This is a genomic window from Pseudoalteromonas sp. S327, from assembly GCF_005886415.1.
GTDB classification, from domain to species: Bacteria; Pseudomonadota; Gammaproteobacteria; order Enterobacterales; family Alteromonadaceae; genus Pseudoalteromonas; species Pseudoalteromonas atlantica.
Window position 1 is genome coordinate 1 of sequence record NZ_PNDP01000001.1, and the last position, 25,703, is coordinate 25,703.

At 38.6% G+C, this 25,703-nt stretch carries 30 protein-coding genes, 1 pseudogene and 1 other annotated feature; of the genes and pseudogenes, 19 read left to right on the top strand and 12 right to left on the bottom strand.

The features are described 5' to 3' along the window. Nucleotides 1-80 precede the first annotated feature (80 nt). From CWB60_RS00005 to CWB60_RS00035, 7 genes and pseudogenes are all read right to left on the bottom strand, one after another. Nucleotides 81-401: a hypothetical protein gene (locus CWB60_RS00005; RefSeq protein ID WP_138577933.1), complete on the bottom strand. Its 321-nt coding sequence runs from the start codon at nt 399-401 to the stop codon at nt 81-83. Continuing rightward, a complete protein-coding gene (locus tag CWB60_RS00010) occupies nt 398-2,401 on the bottom strand; it encodes a site-specific integrase (RefSeq protein WP_138577935.1) in 2,004 nt (667 codons plus the stop codon). The genes CWB60_RS00005 and CWB60_RS00010 overlap by 4 nt, the downstream gene beginning before the upstream one ends. After that, the gene (locus tag CWB60_RS00015; protein WP_138577937.1) at nt 2,401-4,287 is read right to left on the bottom strand and encodes a hypothetical protein; all 1,887 of its coding nucleotides are present in this window, start codon (nt 4,285-4,287) and stop codon (nt 2,401-2,403) included. Before CWB60_RS00015 ends, CWB60_RS00010 begins: the two co-directional genes overlap by 1 nt. Continuing rightward, a complete protein-coding gene (locus CWB60_RS00020) occupies nt 4,280-5,638 on the bottom strand; it encodes a tyrosine-type recombinase/integrase (protein WP_138577939.1) in 1,359 nt (452 codons plus the stop codon). Before CWB60_RS00020 ends, CWB60_RS00015 begins: the two co-directional genes overlap by 8 nt. Before the next feature lie 107 nt (nt 5,639-5,745). After that, nucleotides 5,746-6,006 (bottom strand): annotated as a pseudogene (locus CWB60_RS00025) (secondary thiamine-phosphate synthase enzyme YjbQ); the annotation flags it as partial. Beyond that, on the bottom strand, nt 6,003-6,470 hold the full coding sequence (locus tag CWB60_RS00030) for a chemotaxis protein CheX (protein WP_029773279.1): 468 nt from the start codon (nt 6,468-6,470) through the stop codon (nt 6,003-6,005). The gene CWB60_RS00030 and the pseudogene CWB60_RS00025, both read right to left, overlap by 4 nt. A gap of 72 nt (nt 6,471-6,542) precedes the next feature. Beyond that, entirely contained in the window at nt 6,543-6,977 is a 435-nt protein-coding gene (locus tag CWB60_RS00035; protein ID WP_138578014.1) for a transcriptional repressor, read from the bottom strand. Between the two features lie 94 nt (nt 6,978-7,071). On the opposite strand from CWB60_RS00035, the gene CWB60_RS00040 reads away from it, so the two are divergent. From CWB60_RS00040 to CWB60_RS00075, 8 genes are all read left to right on the top strand, one after another. Then, nucleotides 7,072-7,692, top strand: a complete 621-nt coding sequence (locus tag CWB60_RS00040; protein ID WP_004589061.1) for a MarC family protein — start codon at nt 7,072-7,074, stop codon at nt 7,690-7,692. 648 nt (nt 7,693-8,340) lie between these two features. Then, complete coding sequence (locus tag CWB60_RS00045) at nt 8,341-8,688, top strand: hypothetical protein (RefSeq protein WP_138577941.1); 348 nt, start codon at nt 8,341-8,343, stop codon at nt 8,686-8,688. Continuing rightward, nucleotides 8,685-9,014, top strand: a complete 330-nt coding sequence (locus tag CWB60_RS00050) for a hypothetical protein (protein ID WP_138577943.1) — start codon at nt 8,685-8,687, stop codon at nt 9,012-9,014. The genes CWB60_RS00045 and CWB60_RS00050 overlap by 4 nt, the downstream gene beginning before the upstream one ends. A 96-nt stretch (nt 9,015-9,110) precedes the next feature. Next, entirely contained in the window at nt 9,111-9,629 is a 519-nt protein-coding gene (locus tag CWB60_RS00055; RefSeq protein WP_138577945.1) for an HD domain-containing protein, read from the top strand. Nucleotides 9,630-10,109: 480 nt separating this feature from the next. After that, complete coding sequence (locus tag CWB60_RS21145; protein ID WP_171036106.1) at nt 10,110-10,346, top strand: AAA family ATPase; 237 nt, start codon at nt 10,110-10,112, stop codon at nt 10,344-10,346. After that, a protein-coding gene (locus tag CWB60_RS00065) for an IS3 family transposase (protein ID WP_223230517.1) occupies nt 10,309-11,528 on the top strand; the annotation gives its coding sequence in 2 pieces (ribosomal slippage) (nt 10,309-10,597 and nt 10,597-11,528; 1,221 coding nt in all). Before CWB60_RS21145 ends, CWB60_RS00065 begins: the two co-directional genes overlap by 38 nt. After that, nucleotides 10,587-10,703 (top strand) — a sequence feature (AL1L pseudoknot). (Overlaps the previous gene by 117 nt.) Before the next feature lie 172 nt (nt 11,529-11,700). Continuing rightward, entirely contained in the window at nt 11,701-12,081 is a 381-nt protein-coding gene (locus CWB60_RS00070) for a YlcI/YnfO family protein (RefSeq protein WP_024606317.1), read from the top strand. A gap of 240 nt (nt 12,082-12,321) precedes the next feature. Continuing rightward, nucleotides 12,322-12,759 carry a hypothetical protein gene (locus CWB60_RS00075; protein ID WP_013463093.1) on the top strand — a complete coding sequence of 146 codons (438 nt, stop codon included), beginning with the start codon at nt 12,322-12,324 and terminating at the stop codon, nt 12,757-12,759. Between the two features lie 43 nt (nt 12,760-12,802). On the opposite strand, the gene CWB60_RS21150 is transcribed toward CWB60_RS00075, so the two are convergent. Then, on the bottom strand, nt 12,803-12,907 hold the full coding sequence (locus tag CWB60_RS21150) for a DUF4879 domain-containing protein (protein ID WP_502704735.1): 105 nt from the start codon (nt 12,905-12,907) through the stop codon (nt 12,803-12,805). Between the two features lie 58 nt (nt 12,908-12,965). On the opposite strand from CWB60_RS21150, the gene tnpA reads away from it, so the two are divergent. Further along, nucleotides 12,966-13,646 (top strand): IS66 family insertion sequence element accessory protein TnpA, encoded by a 681-nt coding sequence (tnpA, locus tag CWB60_RS20845; protein WP_249318288.1) that lies wholly within the window; start codon nt 12,966-12,968, stop codon nt 13,644-13,646. 58 nt (nt 13,647-13,704) lie between these two features. On the opposite strand, the gene CWB60_RS00090 is transcribed toward tnpA, so the two are convergent. Both CWB60_RS00090 and CWB60_RS00095 read right to left on the bottom strand, forming a co-directional pair. Then, nucleotides 13,705-14,148: a hypothetical protein gene (locus tag CWB60_RS00090; RefSeq protein ID WP_024604508.1), complete on the bottom strand. Its 444-nt coding sequence runs from the start codon at nt 14,146-14,148 to the stop codon at nt 13,705-13,707. A gap of 415 nt (nt 14,149-14,563) precedes the next feature. After that, the gene (locus tag CWB60_RS00095) at nt 14,564-15,196 is read right to left on the bottom strand and encodes a recombinase family protein (RefSeq protein ID WP_263972598.1); all 633 of its coding nucleotides are present in this window, start codon (nt 15,194-15,196) and stop codon (nt 14,564-14,566) included. 85 nt (nt 15,197-15,281) lie between these two features. On the opposite strand from CWB60_RS00095, the gene CWB60_RS00100 reads away from it, so the two are divergent. The 3 genes from CWB60_RS00100 (at nt 15,282) to CWB60_RS00105 (ending at nt 16,588) form a co-directional block, all read left to right on the top strand. Then, nucleotides 15,282-15,632: a hypothetical protein gene (locus CWB60_RS00100; RefSeq protein WP_138577947.1), complete on the top strand. Its 351-nt coding sequence runs from the start codon at nt 15,282-15,284 to the stop codon at nt 15,630-15,632. Beyond that, the gene (locus tag CWB60_RS20705; RefSeq protein WP_157743020.1) at nt 15,629-15,793 is read left to right on the top strand and encodes a hypothetical protein; all 165 of its coding nucleotides are present in this window, start codon (nt 15,629-15,631) and stop codon (nt 15,791-15,793) included. Before CWB60_RS00100 ends, CWB60_RS20705 begins: the two co-directional genes overlap by 4 nt. Before the next feature lie 120 nt (nt 15,794-15,913). Continuing rightward, nucleotides 15,914-16,588: a hypothetical protein gene (locus CWB60_RS00105; RefSeq protein WP_013463096.1), complete on the top strand. Its 675-nt coding sequence runs from the start codon at nt 15,914-15,916 to the stop codon at nt 16,586-16,588. A gap of 506 nt (nt 16,589-17,094) precedes the next feature. On the opposite strand, the gene CWB60_RS00110 is transcribed toward CWB60_RS00105, so the two are convergent. Beyond that, complete coding sequence (locus CWB60_RS00110) at nt 17,095-19,311, bottom strand: AAA family ATPase (protein ID WP_138577948.1); 2,217 nt, start codon at nt 19,309-19,311, stop codon at nt 17,095-17,097. Between the two features lie 237 nt (nt 19,312-19,548). Beyond that, entirely contained in the window at nt 19,549-20,607 is a 1,059-nt protein-coding gene (locus CWB60_RS00115; protein WP_138577950.1) for a site-specific integrase, read from the bottom strand. Between the two features lie 232 nt (nt 20,608-20,839). On the opposite strand from CWB60_RS00115, the gene dusA reads away from it, so the two are divergent. From dusA to CWB60_RS00150, 7 genes are all read left to right on the top strand, one after another. Then, the gene (gene dusA / locus CWB60_RS00120; RefSeq protein WP_138577952.1) at nt 20,840-21,829 is read left to right on the top strand and encodes a tRNA dihydrouridine(20/20a) synthase DusA; all 990 of its coding nucleotides are present in this window, start codon (nt 20,840-20,842) and stop codon (nt 21,827-21,829) included. A 245-nt stretch (nt 21,830-22,074) separates the two neighbouring features. Next, nucleotides 22,075-22,767, top strand: a complete 693-nt coding sequence (locus CWB60_RS00125) for a PspA/IM30 family protein (RefSeq protein ID WP_138577954.1) — start codon at nt 22,075-22,077, stop codon at nt 22,765-22,767. Between the two features lie 10 nt (nt 22,768-22,777). Continuing rightward, nucleotides 22,778-22,984, top strand: coding sequence for a PspC domain-containing protein (locus CWB60_RS00130; RefSeq protein ID WP_054983547.1), 207 nt, complete (start codon nt 22,778-22,780; stop codon nt 22,982-22,984). A gap of 9 nt (nt 22,985-22,993) precedes the next feature. Next, nucleotides 22,994-23,320: a hypothetical protein gene (locus CWB60_RS00135; RefSeq protein ID WP_024031509.1), complete on the top strand. Its 327-nt coding sequence runs from the start codon at nt 22,994-22,996 to the stop codon at nt 23,318-23,320. A 79-nt stretch (nt 23,321-23,399) separates the two neighbouring features. Then, nucleotides 23,400-23,912, top strand: a complete 513-nt coding sequence (locus CWB60_RS00140; RefSeq protein WP_138577956.1) for a copper chaperone PCu(A)C — start codon at nt 23,400-23,402, stop codon at nt 23,910-23,912. Between the two features lie 8 nt (nt 23,913-23,920). After that, nucleotides 23,921-24,907 (top strand): DUF2333 family protein, encoded by a 987-nt coding sequence (locus CWB60_RS00145; protein WP_004585847.1) that lies wholly within the window; start codon nt 23,921-23,923, stop codon nt 24,905-24,907. A 3-nt stretch (nt 24,908-24,910) separates the two neighbouring features. After that, a complete protein-coding gene (locus tag CWB60_RS00150; protein ID WP_004585848.1) occupies nt 24,911-25,681 on the top strand; it encodes a TIGR04219 family outer membrane beta-barrel protein in 771 nt (256 codons plus the stop codon). Nucleotides 25,682-25,703: the final 22 nt, after the last annotated feature.

Sequence of the window (25,703 nt, forward strand, 5' to 3'; positions counted from 1 at the left end):
TTTCACACAGTCTGGGCACATATGTGACAGTCAGATTTGATCGAGTTCTATTATTAGAATCTAACAGAGCAAGTTAAAGCCTATTTATGTAAGGCATTCAAAAGCATAATGTTTTCAGCAAGAACAGCTTCATATTTCTCTCGGTATTCGAGCACTTTTTGTTTTTCTTTTGATAGTTTTGTTTCAAGTTCGAGAATTGCTGAAGGCTTTGATTCTTTCGCTCGATCAATTTCGGAAATCAGGGCTTTAAAGATGGGCCTAGATCTCTTAATGCTCCCTTTTTTTCGCCCTGCTTCGAGTGCTACTGAATCATTGGTAATTTTTGTGCCTTTTGGAACATTTATAGGAGAGCCAGATTTTAAACGTTCTAGTGCCTCGAAATAGTCCAGAATAGTGCTCATTGTCTTCTCCTAATATAGTTTTGCATTCTTTTAAGATCGAGTAACTGTTCATGCTCAAACTTGTATTCAATTGAAGATGGTTGAAGGGTTTTAACAAAAGACTCAAAGTGGATTATTGTATTTTCAAGCTTACTAGGCTTAATAACCGCTTTATCACAATCTATACATGCAGAAACTGCTCGCAAAGCTCTTTTGTTACATTGAGTTGTTGAAAGGCATGCTCCTAGAGGGGTAGGGGTGTAAGCTATTATTCCCTCTTTAAATCTTTTTATTATTTCTTCACGTTTAATAATATGAGGGGGGATTATATTTTCTCCCTTATAGTACTTTTCAATATATCTCCCTGATGTTCCCTCTAATCTCTCTGTAGAACCTAATATGTCCTTTATAAAAAATAATGCATCCGCAACGGGTTTTACACTGTTGATTTCTGCTATGAAATGCTCCTTGTTGTCTTGCATAAAGAAACTCAGTTGTGCACCGGAGCCTTTTGCATAAAACAGCGTCATCTGGTTAGTTAAGTGTTTTAGCTGGTGTTTTAACGAGGGTAGAGAGACTAATCCAGATTGGGCTATGTAAAAAGCCAAGCTACGCCTGAATTGGTGTGTAGCCAAAGGCCAAGTTTTTCCTAATTTGTATTTCTCTTCTATGGACCAGTTTCTGGTTGGGCATAACATACTCAGCTCGGCCAAGTCCTCTTCGCAAATCACTAAACTTCCCTCAAAAAGCTTTAATAGCTTCGCAAGTTCCTGGCTTGATTGAAATGAGCTGACAGAATCAGTATCGATAGAATAGAAAGTACGACCAATATGCTTGACGTTTGTGAATAGGTAGAGTGAATTCGGATTACTTAAATTGCAGGCCGCAGCAACTGAAGATGTGATCTGCTTACAAATGTTTATTCCATCGATTGCTTCTGGTGCAATAATCCACCTAGATTTTTTAGCGGACCTTGATAGCTTTGTGGTTACTCCTTCAAGAAAATAAAATTTCTTACCATCATATACATCCTCTTTTAGACAGTCATATTTCAAAGATATGACCTCGCTCCTTCTCATTCCTGAAAATATATGAATTTGAATTCTAACAATATTTTGAATTAATTTAATGAAGCTGCCGAGCTGTGTCATAGATTTTACATTGAAATGATGAAAGAGTGCAGCTAATTGGAATTCGCGAATTGCTTTATTAAAAGTCGGACGGTAATTTCTAGGTTTCCCGCAATTATTTGCCTCAAAGTATTCATACTGAGTTGTTTCTGATCTCCCCAGCAGGCGATCGCGTTGGACAGTATCAATAAAGTTAAGCAGGTTATCTTTATGATCTAGTATAAGTTCAAGTTTATTATTTAATACCGTGATAACTCTAGAATATAGCCTTGAGGGAATAACTGCTGTCTGAACTATTTCATCATGGTTCCCTGGAGTATGGTGCGCAAGAAAAAGTACAAACTCTTTATTTATAGGTTTAAGTCCAGTTCGTTTCTCCCCTAAAGCAATCAAGCAACTTAATAAGCAAGGAAGAATTCTTAGAGCTTTCGCTGGAAAGGAGGATAGTTCATTTTTTATAAGGCTTTCGCTTTGAATGAAATCAAAGAGTGAGTATTCCTTATGCTCAATAGTTTTCAGTATCGTCCTAATTAATACGGAGTAAGAAATGACTGTGCCCACAGATTTTATACTATTGCTTCCCTGATTTGGCGCTAGATAGATGATTATAAATATCAACCATTTGTAACATTCTACGTTTTTTCCATATGTATCATTATCTTTAGTGCTCCATGATTTAAAATGGATTCTATTGTTTCCAAGGAGAGTTAATTTATATGGTGATAAGTCCCAGCAATCATCCATATATTTTGATAGAACCTTCCCGCCCTCCTCACGACTAATTACAAACTCATTTGTTGGTCTAGGGTATTTATATATGCTTTTTACCATAGGGTTGTAGTTGTCAGGTTCACCGCCTATTTCGTAAATACTGGATTGGTAAGATGGCATTAAATTGCTCCAATTAATGAGAGAAGATCTAGTTTTTGCTGCCAGTAAGGAGAGAGCTCTTCGCTGCTAATCATGTTTTTTATTCCACCTAAGTCATCATTACTTATTAACTGCTTACTTATGGCTTCATTGACTAGTTCATCAATCCTAAAAAGGACCTCTGAAAACAGTTTGTCAAAATGCTCTTTAGAGCTAGCTAATTTTTTTGTCTCAAGGATTACGTACTTCATACTCAATAATTTATGAATATCTTCTCTATCGGCGTGGTAAGCATAATGCTCGCAGAATAAGCAGAGCTCGAAAGATTTACAGTCCGGCTTAATTGAAGAGTGACTAGTTTCTGGGTTGTGTAAATCAGTGCAATTCCCTGATGGTGTTGGTGTGGTCATAATCTCTGCACGATTGACTAGTCTTTTATAGAATTTTTGAAATTCTTTTGTGGCGATCCCAATTGAAACATTTCCATAGCTTTTTATCAGAGTTGTAGGTGTATTCTGGAGTAGATCGGATGTTGTTTTGATGTCCCCTCGAGTTTGTTCTAATGCTTTGACACCTTTGTATGCTCTCCATGCTCTTGGAGAAATTGGCTTACATCCGATCAAATGAGCTAGCTGCTTTCTTGTTAGATTAGTTAGGTAGTCTCGATTCATTCCTTTCATGGTAACTTTTCCATTGAAATGACACACAAATAGTTTGGGGTAATCGTTTCCATCAAGAATAAAGCTTCGTAGCTTCAAGAAAAGCTTGAAAGTCGGAAGAAATGTGCTGGTTATTTCGAAGTTTTGGGTTTTGCCTTTAGCACGTTGTTTTATGGTCTTAAAGCCTTGGCATGTATTTTTTGTAATGAACTCTTCGGACCAGGTCATTTCGAAAGCTTGTTTTGAGTTCATCCCAGTATTTGCGAGAAATAAATTGTAAAAAGCTGCTTGAGCGTAGTTAAATAAAAAAATACGAATGTAATGTCGTGGTGTTGTATTTACTTGATTCTTTAGAGTTATTGCACTTTTGACGGCGGTTTGCGCAGCATACTTTTTGAAGGTTCCATCGTAAAAGTGCTCAATTTCTTCGGGTTGTGAAATGCGTCCATTGAGATAGTCGTATGCATAATATTTATTTGGCCAATTTTGCCTTGATTTTAGCATTGCTTCAGTTGCGAAAACTTTTTTCTGTGGCATAAGCCAAATTGATTGGTTTGTAAGTTCCAATAAGTAAGGCAGTGGCTTTTGATTAATTAAAATGTCAGATATTTGATTCAAAATTTGCTCATAGCACTTGAGCTGATGCATCACGTCTTTATTAAGTGGCGAGACTGTTGAGTTGACTGAACTCATGTTCTTTTTAAGTAAAACAAGGCCTTCAATAAGCATTGATTGATCTACGCCTAGGCTGGATGCAAGCCATTTAATTGCATTATTTTGAGCAGTAACAGCGGTCAAGATGCTTCTGGAATGTACCCTGAGAAGTCCTTTTTGATACTCAATAAAAGCAATTACAGTTGTATTTGCTTTTTTTTCGTTACTAAAAAAATGGCTGTGTCCAGAGCTGTCACACCAATCAATAAAACGCCCGAAATTTTTCAACTCTTGAATTAAGGAGGACTCTTTTTTCCCTGAAGTCAGTTCAAGGATTATCTTATCAAGCAAGTTCTCTATTCTTACCTTTCTATGGTCCAGAATACTGTCAAGGCGAACTAGTCTTTGGCTACGATTTGCTCTTAGTCGATTTTGATAACACCAAGCTCCAATGTCTAAAGGATTGGCTCGACTTTCAAATTTAATAGCTAGTGTTGAGTAATCAAAAATATTTACAGTGTCCGAAAGTGCCCCTTGGATCAGATCTTTGATGTCTATTACCGTTAATTTTCGGTTATTAAAACCATTAGGCATTGTCGGCTAGTTCCCTTAGGAAGTTTTCATAGTTGTTTTGCGCCTGGGTTAGGTTCTTATTTTTGACGCGGTAATTAAGGTAGCCCTCGGTTGTTTCAAGCTTTTGGTGACCCATTCGCTCTCGAACTAGCATTAGTAAGTCAAATCGAGAAATGTCACCTTGCTCCAAGTTATCAGTAAATTGTTCTATCAAGTTAAGTCCAAATGTAGCTCTTAGATCATGAAATCTAAATTTAAAATCATGTCCTATCTTTTGAAGTTCTGTAGATAAAGTCGTTTTGATGAATTGTCTGATAGCGTCCCCCCGTGGAGGGGATCTATATGACGCTATTTGAGGGTCCTTCTCAGAGATGTAATAGGGTTTTCCACTTTTGGTTAAAAACAAATATTGGGATTGTTCATCATCTTTATAGTGCGGAGAATTAGCTTTGCGATTGATAGCCCTTGGAGATTGCGCATAAGTAATCAGCTTTTCCATCACCCATAGAGGGATAAAGATAGTCATACGTTTGTTAAACTTAGTTTCGACTAATGTGGAGTTTCCCGCATGTACTATACAGAGGCCCATATATGTATTCGATAAACTTAAGTCTCCGCGCCTTATAGTACATACGCTCTGCACTCTAGCCCCAGAAGTCAGGGCAATTAGAAAGATGAGAGTCATTTCAATATTTCCACACGCGTTTAGAGCAATGGCTAGACTTCGTTGTTCCGGTTTTGTTAGAGGTTTTAGTTTTCCGCCGTCATTAATGCCATCAGTTGCATATTGCTCCTGCACTCTAAGCGATAGATCTGTTTTTTTTACTGATTTAGATTGAGTGAAGCCAAAGTTGTCATGGAAAGTAATAAACCTTTCCGACTCGTTCCAAGGAGGATATTCAGGTTGAAATGTTGGTTGCTTTAGTAGCCAACGATAAAAGCCGATAATGCTACTCATTTTTCGTTTGGCTGTACTGGTAGCTATCTTCTTATTTCTGATTTCTTCAACCAAATAGGCTCTAAATCTGTAAGTGGGTCTGTTTATTCTTCGCTTGGGGAAAAAGTCATGACTAATTTCTTCAGTATCAAGAAATCGTTTAAACGTTACTAGATCGTTTGCGATTGACTCTAAGGTTTTTGGGCTGGGGGTATTGATATGCTCTAGTTTACTAAGTAGATAAAGATTTGCTGGAGGCCAAGGAATTCCGGACTCTGTAATAATTACAGGAAAGTGGGAGTAGCTAGCAATAGGGAAGTTATCTGCTTCAGCTTTTTCAACTGTGAAGGAGGAATTATCAAAAGCAAGGTTGCTTTTTATCTTGGGTGTATAGAGCGTCAATGCACGTAACACTACTTTTGAGACTGCGGACATTAGCGGCCTTAAAGTGGATTGTTAATCTAGTCAGTCTAGTACAAGGCTAAAGATTGTCCATTTTTTGAACTTCTAATATTCGCTAAAGTTAATTAACTATAGTGTACATCATCACCTTCGTAATCGTGACGATAGTAAGGTTGGCGCTCGGGAACAAAATGGTTAAAGTGGCTTTCCATATCCATGCGCACTGTTGGATCGGCGTTTTCGTTTATGGTTAAACTTGCCGATGTGTGCTGAATAAACAAATGTAATAGGCCAACTTTATAATTGGCCAGCTCGCTCAGCTGCGCGAGTATTTCATCATCAATTAAATGAAATCCTCGAGCACGCGGTTTTAAGGTTATTTGAGTTTGTTGCCAGCTCATAACTTATCAAAGCTAACTTCTATATTTGCATCGCCTGCATCACAGCTAAATGGCATGATTATTTTTTTGCCCTTACTTTTATGTGTGATGGTGTGGCCTTTACCTGCAACTACAATTGGCGTAGCCATATCAAAGTCATAGCCTTTTTCGCCGAGTAAGTTTTTAGCTCCACCGGTAACCATATTAGTAATTTCCCCAACCATATCAGTTACTTCATCGTCTATGTTGTCAGGGCGCTCACCAAGCATGCGTTCCATGATAGTCAGAGCTAAGTTTTCATCAAAGGTAATTGAAAATGAGCCACGAGTTTGCGCGCCCACCATGCCAATTAAACCAGATACATCGCCACAGGCGACTTCGTCTGTTTTAATACGCGGCTTACCTGGTTTTAACTCGGTTTGTGCCATTGTAGATAACACATTGATCAAAGAAGATAAAAATGGATTAATGAACTCAACATTCATGTTAGGTACTCTTAAAATTGGTGCTAAAGTGGCTATCTAAATATGAGTATAGCTTTAAAACAAACTTTGGGTTTAGCTTCTACAAGACTCACACTTACCGTGTGCTTCAATAGTTTGCCCTGATACAACAAAGCCGCTTTCTGCAGCTAAGTTGTTTAGCTCGTGAGAAATAACCGTAGAGTGCAGCTCTTTTACAAAGCCACAACTGTCACAAATTAATAGCTGCACAGGATGAATATGATCAAAGTGATGGCAAAGCATAAATGCATTGGTGCTTTCTATTTTGTGAATAAAGTCCAGCTCTGATAAAAAGTCTAGCGCACGGTAAATTGTTGCAGGTTTTGCGCCTGTTTCTGTTACTTTTAATTGCTCAAGTAAATCGTACGCCCCAACGCCGCCTTGGGCGCTAGCTAATAGGCGAAATACTTTTTCGCGGATAGGCGTAAAACGCGCACCACGGTTGTCACAAACTTGTTTTGCTTTACTTACGAGTGATTCTATATTCATCATTCTCTTATCCTTACGCTACCGTGATATACTAACATACTGTGTTGTACTTGCAGCGTTTTTATTAAACACTTTTTATCTAGGAACCCCATTAATGCATGAACTGGTAGCTATATTTATTTTCTTTTTTGCGGTGATAGACCCTATAGGTACAGTGCCTGTATTTATTGCTGTGACACGTGGGGAAGATGAAAAGTTTAAACGAAAAGTTGTTTTTAAAGCCGTGGGTGTATCCGCTGTGGTTTTACTCTTTTTTGTTATTGCCGGTGAGCAGCTATTAAATGCAATTGAAATACCGCTGTCGGCGTTTCAAATAGCGGGGGGCATAGTCCTGCTTATTTTTGCGCTTTCAATGATTTTTGGTGAAAGTAAGCCCGAGTCTGAGATTAAAAGTGTGCGCGACAGCACAGAAACAGCTATTTTTCCGCTAGCCATTCCCTCTATAGCAAGCCCAGGCGCCATGCTTGGCGCAGTACTGATGACCCGTAACGAAGAATACACGTGGGTTGAGCAAGTTACTACATCGTCGATGATGTTGGTTGTATTAGTTGTTGTGCTTGTGCTGTTGTTACTCGCAAATCATGTGCATAAATTAATAGGCGACAGTGGCGCAAGTATTATAAGTAGAATCATGGGGTTAATTTTAAGCTCTGTGGCAGTTACAAATATACTCAACGGTATCGCGCATTATTTTGGTTTACAAATATACAGCTAACATTGATGCTAATTAGGCTTTTGTGTAAAATACAGCACCTTTTTATGGGCGCATTTACTTATAATCCCCGAGGCTTTTACATTGCAAAAACGCACATTAGATAATCCAACGTTAAACAGACGTTTTTCTGTTGCACCCATGCTTGATTGGATGTGTTGTCATTAATAATCAATAGGTTAAGTTGTTCTTGGGGGACTATAGGGAGACCGAAATATAAAAACTGACCTGTAGTTTTTTCCATTAGTTTTTTTCGTGTGTCTTGCCTCATCGTTTTTACTGTAGTACTTTAAAATCTCACAATTCGAAATCGATACTTAGATAAAGATTACACTCAATTAACATTGGGTGGAGCGTCTAAGTTCGTGCCGCTTCACCTCTAGGAGCAGGCATGACCAGTAAAACGTTGTACAACACTTCCCCACAGCAGTACCAATCAAAAGCTATAGATAAACTTAGAAGTCAGTGCTACCCCCAGCTCGTGTCCAATGCTATGGATACCCTCAGTAATGGGCTAGAACCTCACAGTTATAGGATTTATAAACTTTTAGAAGAGGGGTGTGCGGAGTTAAAGCCTTATGAGCTCTACCACCTTTATCAAATTCTTACCGTTCCTGAACTGAATTATCCTGCTGAGAGGATATAAATACAATGCGAAAACAATGCCGTAGGAATAAACGCCGATTGTCTCAGCTATTAAAAGAGGCTCATGCTAATGGCGAGCGTATAGAGGCATGGATTGGTTTAATGAAAGCTCGTTCTCAAACAAAGGCATGGAATCGGCTCGCTAATCGATACGACGTGCATTTAGATTGGTCTAATACAGCTTTTGATACTGAATCTAAGTGGTTATTTGTACAGGAAGTTATTTACGCATCATCGACCACTAAAGGAAGGTTTAGAGTGTATATGAGCATAAATGAGTTCCCAATCGAGCAGAAAAATAGGTTTTCCAATTTACCGTGGGATCAAGATAGCTCCCCCATGGAGGTGTTATGAACGACATAAGTAAACTTAGCTTTATCAAGACATCGGCTAGGATTCCCATCAGTGACTTAAAGCTTAAAAAACGAAAAGATGGAGGCTTTAGAGAGCACCCTTCCATGTTTTTTAAGCGACGTTGCCTTAGTAACTTTACCTACAACAGCATGCAAGAGCTAGCTGCTCTATTAAATATTAAGGTGGAGGTATTAGAACTATTTATGGAAGCTAATTTGACCGTTGACCTAGTGTTTGCTGAGCAGCTAAGCAGAGCGACTAAAGTTGGTACTGCTACTTGGTTGGAACTTCAGCGTCAATATGATGAGTACATAAAGCATCTCTGATATAGATGGCTATAAGCGGATCACTGCATTCCAAGTTTGAGGCTTACTTTTATATCCCCAGCAGCAGTGTAATTAAATTTTAAAAAAGGTACTAATATGAGCTCTCATAAGCTTTTAATTAAATCACTAGAGCTGGCTTCAAAAAATCATGCGCAGCAAAAGCGAAAGTCAGATGGATCACCTTACATTAATCACTTGATAGAAGTGACTGCCTTACTCACTGATATCGCTGAAATTGATGATGCAGATGAGCTAAGTGCTGCAATACTCCATGACATTTTAGAGGATACTGATGTAACTAGAGAGGAGCTCTATAAAACCTGTGGTAATCGTGTTCTGGAGTTAGTAGAGGCACTTTCTGACGATAAATCGCTATCATTAGAGGAGCGAAGAGAAAAGGTGCTTAAAGTGCTTCCAAAGAAGCATTCCTCCGTAAAACGTATCAAGTTAGCAGACTTGTGCTCTAATGCTTCTGCAATACCATCAGCTTGGACATTAAAACGGCAAACAGAATACTTTCAATGGTTAGATCAAGTTGCTGAAATTTGCAAAGAATCTAGCCTTGCGTTGCATAATGAGTATCTAAGAAGGAGAGCTGAGTATGTCGTTAAATAGGGCTCTCTAGTTAATCACGACATTTGTAGTTTTATGAAGGCTTGCCAGATAAGTCTTCGACTTTACTTAATCTGGCAAGTCCAAACCTTGGCATCAAAGTTCATCTTTAAACTATTTTTCTTAAATTCATTGTTCGTTATTGGCACTTTTCCTAATTGCGATCAAGAGGGAGAAGCTGTTGTTGGGGTTGGCTAAAATATAGTTGTTAACTGATTGGTCAAACGGTGTTATTTGCACATATATTTCAGCAAACGAGCAACTAGCACATATTGTTTCATTTAACTTTATTTAAAAAATTTAAAAAACTTAATGATAGTAATGCCTTAGGTTATTTGTTAAAACTATATGAAGCAGATAAATGAATGTTAAATAGGCAGAAATGTTCGCGATGACCGAACTATTAAATGGTTATAAGTCTTCTAGGTTCAAATGCTGGATTGGACTAAAAATCAGCCTCTCTAAAAATTGACAAGGATAATAATGATAATTGGAGCATTTTTAAGATATTACAAAACTTATCAAGGGATTAATTACATACCTATTACTGATGAAGATAAATTTTGTGGATTGGTCGGTGACAATGGGATAGGAAAAAGCTCAGTTTTGGAGTCGCTTGACACTTTTTTTAATGAATCGCCCCGTGTTTGCCAGAGACTCAATAACTTGAGAAACTGGAACTATGAAAAAATCAAATCGCTATACATCAGAATTTCGTGAACGTGCAATTAGGCTTGTTACCACACAACAGCATGAATACCCTTCTCTTTGGGCTGCGCTAGTATCGATTTCAGATAAACTGGGATGTACCCCAGAAACACTTAGAGCATGGGTCAAGAAATCTCAAGCTCAACCGTCTAAACCCTCTTCTAATACGCAATCAACTGAAGAACGCCTTGCCGTCTTAGAGCGCGAGAATAAAGAGCTCAAGCGAACGAATGATATCCTGAGGCAAGCTGCCGCTTTTTTCGCCCAAGCGGAGCTCGACCGCAAACAGAAGTAATAGTGGATTTTATTGATGCTTGCAGAGAGCATTACGGTGTCGAGTCAATTTGCAAGGAATTGCCGATTGCACCATCAACGTATTATTCTCATAAACAGATACAAAGAGAGCCTGAGCGACTGTCTAACCGCAAAAAGCGTGATGCTGAGCTGATAATACTCATTCGCGAAGTGTGGGAGGATAATATGTCAGTTTATGGTGCAAGAAAAATATGGAAGCAGCTACAGCTTGACGACCATCAAGTCGCCCGCTGTACAGTCGAACGATTGATGCGAGTTATGGGAATTCAAGGTGTTCGTCGGGGTAAAGCACATAAGACAACGATACCTGACGAGCAACAAGATAAGCCACTTGATTTAGTTAATCGTCAATTTACTGCTGAGCAGCCAAATCAACTTTGGGTAGCTGACATCACCTATGTTGCCACATGGAGTGGGTTTGTTTATGTCGCTTTCGTGATAGATGTTTTTTCACGATACATTGTAGGTTGGCGTGTATCAACGACAATGCACACAGAGCTTATTCTTGATGCGTTAGAGCAAGCTATTTGGCATCGTGGCAACCCCGAAGGGTTAATTCACCACAGCGACAGAGGCAGCCAATATTTGTCTATACGATACACTGAGCGACTTGCTGAAGCTGGAATTCAAGCGTCTGTAGGCAGTGTGGGTGACTCTTATGACAATGCATTGGCTGAAACAATAAATGGATTATTTAAAACAGAGATTATTCGCAGAAATGGCCCGTGGAAGAATGTTGATGCTGTTGAATACGCAACGTTAGAGTGGGTCAATTGGTTTAATAATCAACGCTTATTATCTTCAATTGGGTATATTTCACCAGCTCAATATGAAACAGACTACTATGATAATTTAAACGAGTCAGGTAAAGTGGCCTGACTTAAACAAACTGGTCTCCGATGAACTCGGGGCGATTCATTTGTATACATTCGACAGCGTGCCTATTATCTCATTTTGTCATACACAGTTTTCATCTAAAATAACCTGTTGCGCCTTTAAAAATAGGCGTATACGCTTTGTTTACACCCGTATACATCAGAGGTATTTTAGAATGGCTATTCTAAGCATCCGAATTGACGATAAATTAAAAGAGTCTTTAAGTAGTGAGGCGCAAAAGGAAGGTATTTCTTTATCTGAATATGTGAAGAAATCACTGGAAATTAAGAGCGTTGATACTCATATACTAGCAACAGAGAAAAACTTAAAAAGCTCTGTTGATAGTATTAAAGATTTAGCGCTCGTCTCTCAGGAGACTGTACACGAAGTTGAACTAAATATTCAGCGGCTAAATGAATCGCTTAAAAATGCAAATCACTTAAAAGAAATCAAAAAATTGAAATGGATATTGATTTCTATATCCCTCATCTTTGTATCAATCTCGATCCCAATATTTCACTTTAATATTGCTTATTTCAAAACCTTCTTTTATTAGGCTTTATCCTGAATAATTTAAGGCCTATGAGCCAAGCCTATTAGTAAATATTCCAGTTACCGGAAAGCCTTTGCCGTCCAACACCTCTGTATTAAGCTTTTCACTTTACGATGAATTACCTTCAACAACTTAATTTAAATAAACTTTTTAAAGGCGTTTTCAAAAGACTATAAGTGTATAATTATGGCGCAGGTTTTGCAGTTAATATCACTCATACGATCATACTAAGGAAAAGAACCTATGCGAGTTGATGCAAACGTACATTATTTTAATGGGAACCAGCGTACCAAGCCTTCAACAGAGGCCTCAACGTCATTTTCGGCTGCATTAACAGCAGCACAAACAGACAATGATAAGACTGACAGCAGCACAAAACAGGCGGATTTCACTAGTATGACCCGGCAAGAAATGCGGGACTGGGCCAACACTCAAATCCGCAATGGAGAAATGTCTCTCGATGACGGCAGGCCTTTCATGGCTATGACTATGAAAATACCCGTAAATGGAGGCGAACTGGCAGGTGCACACAGTGATGAAACACGATATAACTTCATTCAAAAAACGCGTGATGGCATCCAAGGCGCACTGTCACGCAATGACGAGACTACTTTGAAGATGTTAGAATCAGCTATGTCTATCATGCAAGACAAAAGTACTGGTGTTAACATTCGTATTTAGAAATATAAAAAGGCCAGAATGTCTGGCCTACATCATTAATAAATCAAAGAATACTGATCTGGACTGACATAGTATTCCATGGCGAATTAGTCGAAGTATTTTGGTATTTGAATAATCCGTTTTGATGTAAGCGCGTAATTAGCCCCACATACCAATGTTAATGGCACCTATGCATAATTTACTCAGCATATTAACCTGAGGTAATTATGAATAAACAGCAAAAAATAAAACACTGGCAAGGCATTTTTGAGCAGCAAAAATCGAGTGGTTTAGCCATCATTCAATTTTGTCGTGATAACAACATTAACGCATCGACTTTCTATGTTTGGCGTAAACGCCTTTCTGACGAAACGGTAAGGGTTAAAAAGCAACAGGTGATCCCGTTTGTTATTCATGAGCAAGCCTTTACGCAACCTTCAATCATTAAACTCACCACACCAAACGGCTATCAAATAGACTTCGAGTCGACATTAGCTAACCAAACGCTAGCCACAAGTGTCAGTACAAGAGTTGCCGCACAAGGAATTACTTATTTCGAAATTGGAGCCGTACAATCGGTTTCCTATCCTAATATAGACCCTGTATCAGCTAATCAGTTCTCAACCACTCAAAATCATGGCGGTGGCCAAGTTAGAGTTTATGTATTTCAGTTCGGTTACGGTAATACAAACAACGCAACGTTTGCAGGTTCTAGTGTATCTGCCACATCTAGCACTCCTAGATGTGGAGCAAACCTAAGTACTTGTAGTGCAGGCCAAACAGTTACTGGATTCCTCCATCAATTCGATTTTTTTGGCGCATCAAATATAAGTGGTACTGTTAATGTTTCAGCAAATTCGATAGCATCACCATTTGGTTTTTGGAGTGATTCTGTTTTCGTTCAATAATTAACACACAAGAATTAGAGCACAACCCATGTTCACAATGACACACGAACATGGGTATTTAACCAATAAGTTTTACAATATCAAACACTCTAGACTTAGCTTCAATTGCATTTCTCATTTGAGCTGACCCGTCACTATGTAATTTTAGGCTTTCCAATTCCTTAGTCACGTGAGCTACATAATTAACTTTTTCATCTAAATTAAAATCAATACTTGGTGGTGTATACATATCAAGCATTTGACCGCTAGAAATTAACTTATTGTCATAAAGCTCTTTAGCCATTCCCATTACTTCATTTCCAGAAATATTGGTCATATCGTATTTATTTGCAATTTCTTGCCATTTAGCTTCAGCATTGCGACCGGCAGAGCTGATTGAAACGGTGTCTGTTTCGGTTTTCTTGGTTGTGTTAGTAGCCTGTCCATCATTTATTCTTGTGCTTAACGCGCTATGTTGGGCTGACTCAGCATGATTAACATACGGTGTATTAGTAATTTGCATATTTGCTCCCTTATTAAATATTGCAACGACAATGCTTATATCAGAGCAAGTAGCAGGCCAACAAATCGAAACCTGTTATTTGCAACAGGTTTTTTAGAAGTATTAATACTAATCTCACAAACTAAGTGATCATTTATATGGGTTAAAACCACTAACTACTGCGTTATTTATTTAATTATTAGAACAGCTAGTTATGTAAAAAAGCCTTGTGTTTAATGATTTTCCTCCGCCTAAAATAGATCACTTAATTAATGAAAGTGGTATAAGCACGAAAGTACACATCGAGGTAGAAATGTCAGTGATTTTAGCCAACAGAAGCGGCAAATGGGAAATAGTATGGTTTAATAACGGCAAACTATTGCCGATTAAATAAGGGGATAATTAAGTATTCATTTAAATCTCGAATGAATGAGATCTAGCCTAGCGATAATTTTGTTGCTTCAGTTGATACTTTTTCAAATACATCATTCAATATTCTATAAATCGTAGCCGAACCCAAGTCATAATCTTTTGCCAATTGACCAATGGGTACACCTTCTTTCCTTTTATTATAAATTTCTAAATCTATTTCATCGGTTCTTTTTGTTGGTCGACCAAATTTAACGCCGTGCTCTTTAGCTTTAGCAATACCCTCTAGTTGCCGCTCAGAGCGTAAATCAGTTTCAAATTCGGCAATGGCTGCTAACATGTTAAACATTAACCTTCCAGTGGGAGTAGATGTATCAATTGCTTGGTCAATTACTACTAGATCAATATTTTCTGCCTGAAAGCGCTCCGCAACTTGTGATAAGTGAATAACGGAACGCGCAAGACGGTCTAATCTGGTGATAACAAAAGTGTCCCCTTCCCGAAGATAATTCATGCACTTTTGAAACTCTGGTCGAGCCGCTGTTTTACCACTTTGCTTTTCATGATAAATTTTATCGCAGCCAACTTGATTTAACTTATCAAGTTGCACTTCTAAACTTTGACCTGTTGAGCTTACTCTCGCGTATCCAATTTTTGACATTTTTTTATCGTATACTTTAAGATGTTTTGATAAAAACATTATGAGAGTACTTTTGATAATAGTCAAATATAGTTATCATAAAGTATAGCTTTTTGTAAACTAACTCAATAAAGGATTTTAAGTTATGAAATATTCACATTTACTCCCTGCAACAATGTTTGTTGTTGCTGCTGCAAGTTTTTCTTTCAATGCAATCAGTGCTGATACTTCGGTTACAGAGTCATCTTCGATTCAAGTACAAGAGCAACATGATCAAGTTGCATCATTGAATTCTATTCTTGATTTTGAAGAAGCAGCTAAAAATGAGCAAACAACCAGTGAATATGAACGTTGTAGCCCTACAATTTACACTAGATACACTAGTCTTAAATTGGAGCAGACTCGAACTATTGCAAGCTTTACTTATGATGGTGGTAATTGCCGTAGATACGGTTTTGCAATTTTAAGAACTATGACGGACATGATTTCAAAGTGACTTTGGTTGATAGCAATGGAGATAGAGTTGCTGGCGGATATAGCGTAGCAGTTTCCACTTCTATCTTTAATGCAGGCACTTATTATTGGGAAGTTGAAAATAAAACAACAACTGGATCTACTTATGGTGGAATTACTTATGAAGTAAGATCTGGTGGCTAGTTAAACTTTCTATTAACGACTCAGCCCTATGAGTCGTTAATAGAAAACAATCTAAAATAAAAGCTTAAGTTTTATAAAATTATGTCGATAAAAGAAAACGACATATGAAAAAGGATTTTTATGAAAATCAGCACCAATCTACTACCTACTCTATTTGAAAGTAAAATATCTATTTTTACAAACAGTGATGATGAAAAAATAAAAAGCTTTTCTACTAAAACAAGCGAAAGTGGCTTAAAAATTAATATAAACACAACTCACCTTGATCCTAAAGTTAAAGAAAAAAAAGACAATAATGCTTTTGATTCATCATTAATTGAGGGAAGTGCATATGAAAAAGTATTTAAAAAAGAAGAGCTCAACTTTTCTAATATGAGTATAAAAGAACTTCATAGTATTGTTAAAAATGTGAATGAAATGGAACGAGAATACACACAAAAATACGATAGTGATGAACCAGTTAGATTAGGTAAGTCAGGAAACCCCATAATATCCAAAAAAAGAGAAGATATGAATAGTTTAGAGTCTAAACTTAGGATCCTTTCTTATGGTGGAGGGGATGTAGATCCTGATAAAAAAATTAATGTTATGGAGTATTTTTCTAATAGTTCAGAGAAATTAGATGGACTTGCTAAAGAATATCCTGAACGTCAGACTTATCAAGTAAGAGCCTCTTACATGAAAGAAATAATTAATACGTTTGATAAATTTATATCAGACGATACTTTTGATTTATATCAAGAAAAGGCTGCTTTATTGTTAACCGACAAAAAGAAAGTCGATGTTTTTATTTGAAAAAAGCCTAGAACATAGCAAAACAGCTAACAGCTTATTGAACACCATTTTGGTGGTTTATAACACACCGAAACGGCGTATATTACATACCCTGATAATTTCACCAATAATTACCTTTGTAAACAAGTAATTAAAACAGCTAGGAATTAAGCATGTTATTTTGCCCCAAAACGGCGTTTAATAATGTTATTGGACAAAATTAGATTTCTACTTAAAACACAGGAATAAATTTAACTTTTTCAGTGTCCGGTTATCGCTCAAAGCCGACCTATAGAATAATTGCTTTAACACGTTTTGGGGCAAAGGCGAGTTATACTTATAACCCGTCTATGGACAGAAGCTAGTTAACCTGACTACTGAGTGTCAAGGGGGAGCAACAACTGCCATCATATCTGGATATCACACACCTCCATTTGACTTTATCAGGCGATAATCGTTTGTTTAGAGAAGGATATATTCGTTTATCTCATTGTTAACAAGAATACAAATAACGTGATATTCAAAAGTTAGGCATAATATGCGTCATAATGTGGCTTGTCATTTGCTTCTATGGCGTTTGTAATGATCTCCCATGCGTTAGTTAATTGCGGCTGCATAGCTTCGGGAAACTGAACGCCTAGTTCCATTGACTTAGCATGACATTTTTCATTCACGTACTCATACAACGTATTTGCTTTAACTTCCGCACCTTCAATGTCCTTCAGTAGATTAGGTGCTATCTGGTCTTTGCCATTACCCCGAAATTCAGTCAGATTGAAACGGAACGAAAAGTACACTTCCAGTATCTTCCTCACGTACGACTGCACTGCAATAGAATCACAATTCTCTGGTCGTTCTACAGCTTCTTTAACCTTGCTGATCAAATAAGCATACTCGGATCTGTGGTCTTTAAGCAGCTTAGGCAATGGAGCAATCTTAGATTGTTCGCCTGTACGATTAACTAAGAAGAACTGTGCTCGCTTTGCTGTGCCCGTCTTAGTCCTACTGAAATAGAACAGCCACGTTTTTACTAAGTTGAAGAACTCAAAGTTATGCGTAGAAATGAAAAGCTGTTCTACGTGCTCATGACCTAGCTTACTTTTGATAATGCCAAGAACGTTATAAATGTGGTTTGAATCAAGGCTACAGATCGGGTCATCCAAATACACGATAGGTTTGATGCCATTTAAGGATTCATCTTCTAATTGTGTAATGAAGTACGCAAATGCTATTGCAGTACGTTCACCATCAGATAAGTGCTTTGCCTCTCGATCTTCGCGCATGAATTTATATGTGCCACCTACAGGCTTAATCTCTATATCAGTCTTACCGAAGTACTGTCGCAAGTTGTCGTTTAGACTATGCGCTCCCTGTTTAGTGTTATTAAGTTCAGCCTTTATCGCATCGATACGTGCCAGATTAGCGTTGATCTCGGTTTGTGCGGTGACAGAAGCATCTTTAAACGCTTGTATATCAAGCTGCGCTTGCGGGTGATCGTAGTTCTGTGTTTCTTGGTACACATAGTGGCGTTTGATTGCTTCAATAGCCTGACGCTGCTCTGTGGAATGGTTAGCAGCCCGCTTATTATGCGCTGTTATTGGTGTGTTGAACTGCTCCACCAAGTCTGTAACTAGCGGTAAAGGATAGTCTGATGCATTGAATGGAAGTACCTCAGCCATGTGTTCTTTCTTGTCAGTCAGCAACTTAACCAGTGACGCTTTTAGTTCTTCGACAGAATCATCGATTGGCTGGATTTGGCTTCTTAATTCGTCAAAACCTTTCTGTAGATCTGGGTAAAGTTGACTGGTATCTGGAATACTTGATATGAATGCTTGTGATTGAACCGAAGCGATAGCAACATCAATCCTTTGGCTAAGGTCTTTGTACGCTTTCGAAAAATAAGCATTTAGCTCATCAATTCTTGCCTGACTAATCGTGTTGTGACAGAACTGGCAGGTAGTGTGTCCAGCGTTACGCTCTATCCCTTCTTCAACCCAACTTCTAAGGCTTCTATCTGAATCCAACTCAGCAATAGTTGTCTGTGTTACTGAAGTAGCCATGATTGATTCAATATCACCCAAAATACCTTTCATTTCTGGGGTGCTAAGTTTAACTTTAGGCACGCTTGATACATTACTGGCTCTTGCTGTATCAATGTAAGCACTCATTTTTTCTGGTGTTAGATCATGACTAGCTTCAGCAGATGCAAGCATGGATCTAGCGCTTGAAGCGTTGAATGTAGACCTACCTAGAATACTCAATACCGCAACGTTTCGACCTACTTCAGTTAAACGATTGTTTTTCTCTTTTTCTTTGCTTGCTGCGAACCCTATGTCTTGATCTCGCTTAACTTCTTTTGCAGGAATAGTCTCTTCCAATCCTTGAAGTTCTGTTTCTAGTTCGATGTTACGTTCACCTACGATCAAAACTGGGTTTACGCTTGATTCATCAAAATTAACGTTTTTAACGATGTAATCTGAATTGAAAACACGTAGGTTTTCTACTTTTTGTAAGTTGTTACTTTTGATAGAGCTAGCTTCGTGACAGTCCACTTCAAAAGATGCCCCAGAGAAGCCTTCTGGTATTTCACCTAGCTGCATTGCTCGGAAAACACGTGAAAGCGTGGTCTTTCCAGAGTAATTAAAGCCATAGAATAAGTTAAATTGATAGAAAGGTTGACCAGCATTAGTGTTGGCATCCTTAAAGATACCGAAGTTTTTTATGGACTTTACACTCTTAAACATGCACTTACTCCGAGTAGGTGGTTCTTCATTCTACTATGCATGATCTAAGATTGGATGTGAATGCTTTAATAGAGTGTAAATTTTGAACAACCAAGCCTGAAGGAATACCTCCTTGTCACCAGCACTGAATGGGACAGAACCGATTTAGGGTAGCCTGTCAGGTCTAGTCACATCGAGCAAACTAAACTGACAGATTACATTCAGGCTAATTCAAATTATTTTATTAAGTTGCACATGCTACAAGTCTCTGTGTAAATTTTCAGGGTTTAATGCTGTGTAGACATTCCATAATACTTTTAAGTCTTTATGCCCTGTCACTTGAGCGACCTCTTCGATGCGGTAGTCTCTCTCAAATAGACGGCTTGCTCCCTCACGCCTTAAATCATGATAAGTTAGCTCTTTGATGCCTAGCTTCTTTCGAACGCTGCGAAAGCCTGAACCAATAGATTTAGGGTTGTAAGGGAAAATTAATTCTTCTTTTCTGGGTTGTCTAATTGTTATGCTATAGGCTTCACCTAAAAGAGGGACTCGCATATGGTTACCTTCTTTTTTACGAGGATCTTTTCTATCTCTACACAAAATAGTCCTTGTATCGTTATCTAAATCGACCCATTTGAGGTTGGTTACTTCGCCTAAACGCATGCAAGTTAAAATACTGAATTGAAATATATCAACAAAAGGAATATGTGCAGAGCGGTGCTCTTCTCTGATCTTTAAGCCTTGTTCAAGTGCTTCATATTCGCCTTTTTTTAAACGACGTGTCCTTCTTTGGCTTTTTCCAATTAAGTTCATCTGCTCTAACATGGGTTTCGCATCAACATAAGGCTGTTCAGTGATTTCCATACCCCAGAAAGGCTTTGCAGCTTTAAAGACTGACTTTAAATAAAAGTAGTCATGGGCAACTGTTGCAGGCTTAGCACCAGAGCTTATTCGCTGATGACAATGCTCAATAATATCTGATGATTTAAGATCGTGAGCATATAGCTTAGCAATGCCATAACTTTTAAGCATGGTTAGGCAAGCCCCCTTAGTCCGCTTTACGTTGGGAGCTATTTTAGGATCTGTTAAATAACGATCGATAAGGTCGTTAATTTTTATGTACTCTATGGGTCTGGAAAGACCATTTAAATCTATTTCATTAGAGCGACGTTTTCCCCACGTGTCAGCACTGGCTTTTTTATCAAAAGTTTTACTTTCCTGATGTATAACTTTGCCTTTTTCTTTTACTACAACCTTGCAACGGTACTTCGTTGTTCCATCGGCGCGCTTTCGTTTTTCGACGTAATGTGAGGACATAATACTACCTATAAAAATATCTTTGCCTGACAAGCCGATTGTTCATGATCAATTGGTTGGTTTTTTATATAATAAACATTCATTGTGCAGGTGCCTTAATTCATTCTTTACTCGGTTCCTTGGGAGACCATAGGGAGACCGAACTTGTTAAAATATCTAAATAACGTGAAGAATAATGAAAGATAACCAACCTGTTATCAAGTTATAAATTATTGATGTATAAGGTAAATTAATGAAAAACCCTGCGCCGCAGTCGAATGCGTTAGATAGAAAATTTTCCGTTGCACCCATGCTTGATTGGACTGATCGTCATTGTCGCACTTTTCATCGTAAGATGAGTAAGCAGGCTGTTTTATACACTGAGATGATCACCACGGGGGCGATTTTATTTGGTCGCGGCGATTACCTACACTTTAATCAGCACGAGGGTCCGGTTGCTTTGCAGCTGGGGGGATCTGATCCCGAGGCGCTAGCAAAGTGTGCAAAGCTTGCGGGTGAGCGTGGCTACGATGAGATTAACTTAAATGTAGGCTGCCCTTCAGATAGAGTACAAAACGGGCGCTTTGGTGCATGCCTAATGGCCGAGCCTGAGCTGGTTGCACAGTGTGTTGCGGCAATGAAAAGCGAAGTTAGTATTCCTGTTACGGTAAAAACACGCATCGGTATTGATGAGCAAGACTCGTATGAGTTTTTATGCGCATTAATTGAAGCCAGCCATAAAGTTGGCTGTGATGACTTTATTATTCATGCCCGTAAAGCGTGGTTAAATGGTTTAAGCCCTAAAGAAAATCGTGAAGTACCGCCTCTTGATTACCCACGCGTTTACCAACTAAAAAAAGACTACCCACAGCTCGATTTAAGCATTAATGGCGGCGTTAAAACAATTGAAGAAAGCCTAGCGCATTTAGCGCATATAGACGGCGTTATGATTGGTCGCGAAGCATATAGTAATCCATTTATACTTAATGAGGTGGATGAAAAGATTTACGGTGAGGTGGCCAATACTCAGACTCGTCACGATGTGGTGCGCGCTATGTATGATTACATAGAAGAGGAAATGCGTTTAGGTGCTAACTTTTGGCATATAGCACGCCATATGCTGGGGATTTTTCAGGGGCAGCCAGGGGCGCGCGGATTTAGACGTCACCTTTCAGAAAATGGTCACGGTAAACAGGCTGATTTGTCGGTAATGGATAAAGCATTAAGTTTTGTGCCTGAGTAATACTAAAGCGCTGAGCAGTTATAAAAAAACCACTTTTTAAAGTGGTTTTTTTATAACTAAAATTTAGTCAAAAGATAAATAAATTAGTGATTTTCGCTTATTAACATTCAGTTTTTAGTCAGTTTAAAATAACTTATTAGCTGTCTAACTGATTGAATTTAAATGCTTATAAATAACTTTTTGTTACTTGGCATAACTCTTGGAATCTTGTTGTTGTTATCAATTAAAAACAACAGGACAAAACAATGAGTATATTTAATCGCGTAAATGATGTTATCCAATCCAATATTGCTGCCATGCTTGATAAAGCAGAAGATCCAGAAAAACTCCTCAACCTTATGCTAAGTGAAATGCAAGAAGCGCTTAACGAATGTAGAAGTACGGCCGCAGCCTTGCTGTGCGAAGAAAAAACGCTTAAACGCCAAATTGCACAAAAACAAAAAGACTTAACTTTGTGGCAAACAAAAGCTGAGCTGGCAGTTGCTAAAAACCGTGACGATTTAGCCAAGTCTGCGTTAGTAGAAAAACAGCGAGTAGATGAGCAAATTGCAGCAAAAAACACTCAGCTAAATACTCTAAAAGAGTCGATAGAGAAAATTACGGCAGATTGTGAGCGTTTACAGCAAAAAATGGCGCAAGCTAAAAGCAAACAAGCTCAATTAATAAAACGCCACGATATTGTTGCTGCACGTGAAAAAGTGAACATGCAATTACACAGCGACAACGTCGCAAATGCTTTGTCTCGCTTTGAAATGATAGAGCAAAAAGTGGAAGGCATAGAAGCACAGGTTGATGCTTATGAACTTACAAATACAGCGCAATCAACCGCTGAGCAAATTGAGTCTTTAGTAAAAAATGAAAAAATAGATGCAGAGCTGGCTCGTTTAAAAGCCAGTGTTAAGCAAAGTAATACCAATACAACTGCGCCAAGCGCTTAAGGAGTAGAGTATGAATAACTTTAAAACACAGCGTAGTTGGTACAAAGATTCACTGAATAAAAAAATATCGGGCGTATGCAGTGGGTTAGCGCGTCGCCTTGATTTTCCAGTGTGGTCAACACGCTTAGTAACAATTTTATTATTTATAAGTTTTCCGTTTGCGGTGGCGCTTGGTTATTTGATTGCTCACTGCTGCCTTGAAGAGCGTGCGTATTAGGAGAGGGATATGAAAACCTTAGCAATATGTGTTGTCGTATATGTGTTACTTTTTACTGATACTGTGTCGCTAATACATTTTGATTCATGGCAGTTTCCACTTTGGATTGCAGATATGAGCTGGGTGGGGCTTGAGCTGGCTGGCGTATTAGTCGCTATTATTGCAGTGGTAGCCGTAATGGCTTTAGTGACCATGGGGTTAATAGGCGCAGGGATTGTCGCGCTGGTTGGCACCATTTTGGCACTGTTATTTGGTTCAGTGATGATAGCCTGGCCATTATTATTTGTAGCTGTACTGTGCTGGTTGGTGCTCGATAACAAAAAAGTAACCTCTTAAGCCTTAATTTAACTGACTATTATTAGTTAACTATGTTAAATTTAAAGTGAAATTTTATGCTTTCACAAGGAATAAAGCGATGATGAAGCAGTGCTTTTTTATGGCCTCGGCGTTAATGATTAATGTGTTTTCGTCATCGGTTGCTGCACATGCTGGGCACAGCCACGATACAGACGAAGCTAAGCTTGAAGTAAGCCATGCACAAGTAAGGGCGTTTTTGCCTGGTAGTAAGTCGAGTGTTGGCTATTTAACAATTTCTAACCACGGTGGTGGTGTTGCTAAATTAACTAAAGCAACCATCGAAGGTTTAGGCCGTGTAGAAATACATGAGCACAAACATGTCAATGGCATGATGAAAATGCAACAGGTTAAAGCCGTTACTATTAAGGGTCATGAAAGCCTAAGCTTTGAGCCTGGTGGTTACCATTTAATGGTATTTGATCCACAAAAGCCACTAAAAGTAGGGCAAGAACGTAAACTCACGCTATATTTTAGTGACGGTAACCGCTTGTTTACTAATGCCCAAGTGGTTTCGCTTGAAGCGCAAGCTGCGCATTCAAAGCCATCTAAAAAACAACACGCTCATCACTAGGAGGATAAATGTCGCAACATAAAGGAAAAATAGCTGGTGCCTTAGTGGTACTACTTATTATTTTTTACGCTATTGCAGTTTATTGGAGCATTGAGCCGGCACGTTTTAATGTAGTAACTAATGCAAAAGAAACCGCGCAAGCACGCAACGAAAAAATGGTAACAGGCTATACAACCACCTCAACGCTTATTACCGTTGCTAGCACATTACTTGATAAGCAAGGTGGATATTTATCAAACGATGTGATGCCGCCAAGTGTGATAATGGATGACATGCCTGCGTGGGAATATGGCGCGCTTGAAATGGTGCGTGATTTAGCGCTATCAATGCGTAAAGACTTTAGCCGCTCACAGTCGCAATCTACCGAACATGAAGCCCTTAAAAAAGCGCAGCCACAATTTAATATTAGCTCTGAGGCATGGGCATGGCCAAGTGCCGAGGGAGAGTACCAAAAGGGAATAGACTACCTTCTTGTGTACCGCTCACAAATTGCTAACGAGCATGAGCGCGATAGCCAATTTTATTCACGTGCAGATAATCTTCGTAGCTGGTTAAAAGAAGCCGAAAAGCGTTTAGGCAGTTTAAGTCAGCGTTTAAGTGCAAGTGTTGGTCAAGACAAAGTAAATACCGATTTAGCTGGTAATTCTTCAAACACGCAAGCGACCTACACACCACTTCAGCAGCAAGTAAGAACGTCGTGGTGGGAAATAGACGACGTGTTTTACGAGTCGCGCGGTGCAACGTGGGCGTTATTACACTTTTTACAAGCGGTTGAGTATGACTTTGCTGATGTATTAGAAAAGAAAAATGCACGTGTAAGCTTACAGCAAATTATACGTGAGCTTGAGGCAACACAAGAAACCGTGTGGAGCCCAATTATATTAAACGGGAATGGTTTTGGCTTTGTGGCAAATCATTCTTTAGTTATGGCAAATTATATTTCAAGAGCCAATGCGGCTTTAATCGAACTTAGCGAACTACTAGCTCAAGGATAAAAAATGAAAAAGTATTGTTTAGCAGCTGCCCTTTCAATGGCATGTTTAGCCCCTGCAGCACAGGCAGACACTCTATTAGGTTTATATGTAGGTGTTGATGGCTGGCAGTCAGACAACGACGGTCAGTTTTCTTACAAAGATAACGCACCACAAGATTTTAATTTTGAAGACGAAACCTTTATTAGCTACTACGCGGCACTAGAGCACCCAGTGCCATTAGTTCCTAACCTAAAGCTTAAATACACTGAGCTTGAACTTAATGGCTCAGCAACCCTTACTGATACGTTTAGCTTTAATGGCTCAGATTACGTGGTTGGTACAACTGCAAATACATTAAGTGATTTAACTCACATTGATTACATTCTTTATTACGAAATCTTTGATAACGATTTAATTTCAATTGATTTAGGCTTAAACGCAAAGCAGTTTGACGGTGACATTGTTGTAACTGGTACCACTCAACAAGGTGGCACTAACTTCTCTGAGACTAAAGATTTTTCGGGCTTTGTGCCACTTGCGTATGGCCGTGCTGAAGCAGGCTTACCATTTACGGGTTTAAGCGTGTTTTTTGAAGGCAGCTTTTTGGCTATCGACGATAGTAAAGTACAAGACTACCAAGTAGGCGTAGCGTATGAACTTATTGATAACCTAGCGGTAGATGTAGCTATTAAAGCGGGTTACCGCTCAATGACGTTAGAGCTAGATGATGTTGATGATATTAATACCGATATTGACGCATCAGGCCCATTTGCGGGTATTCAAGTTCACTTTTAATTAGTGAGCTTACAGCGTGGTG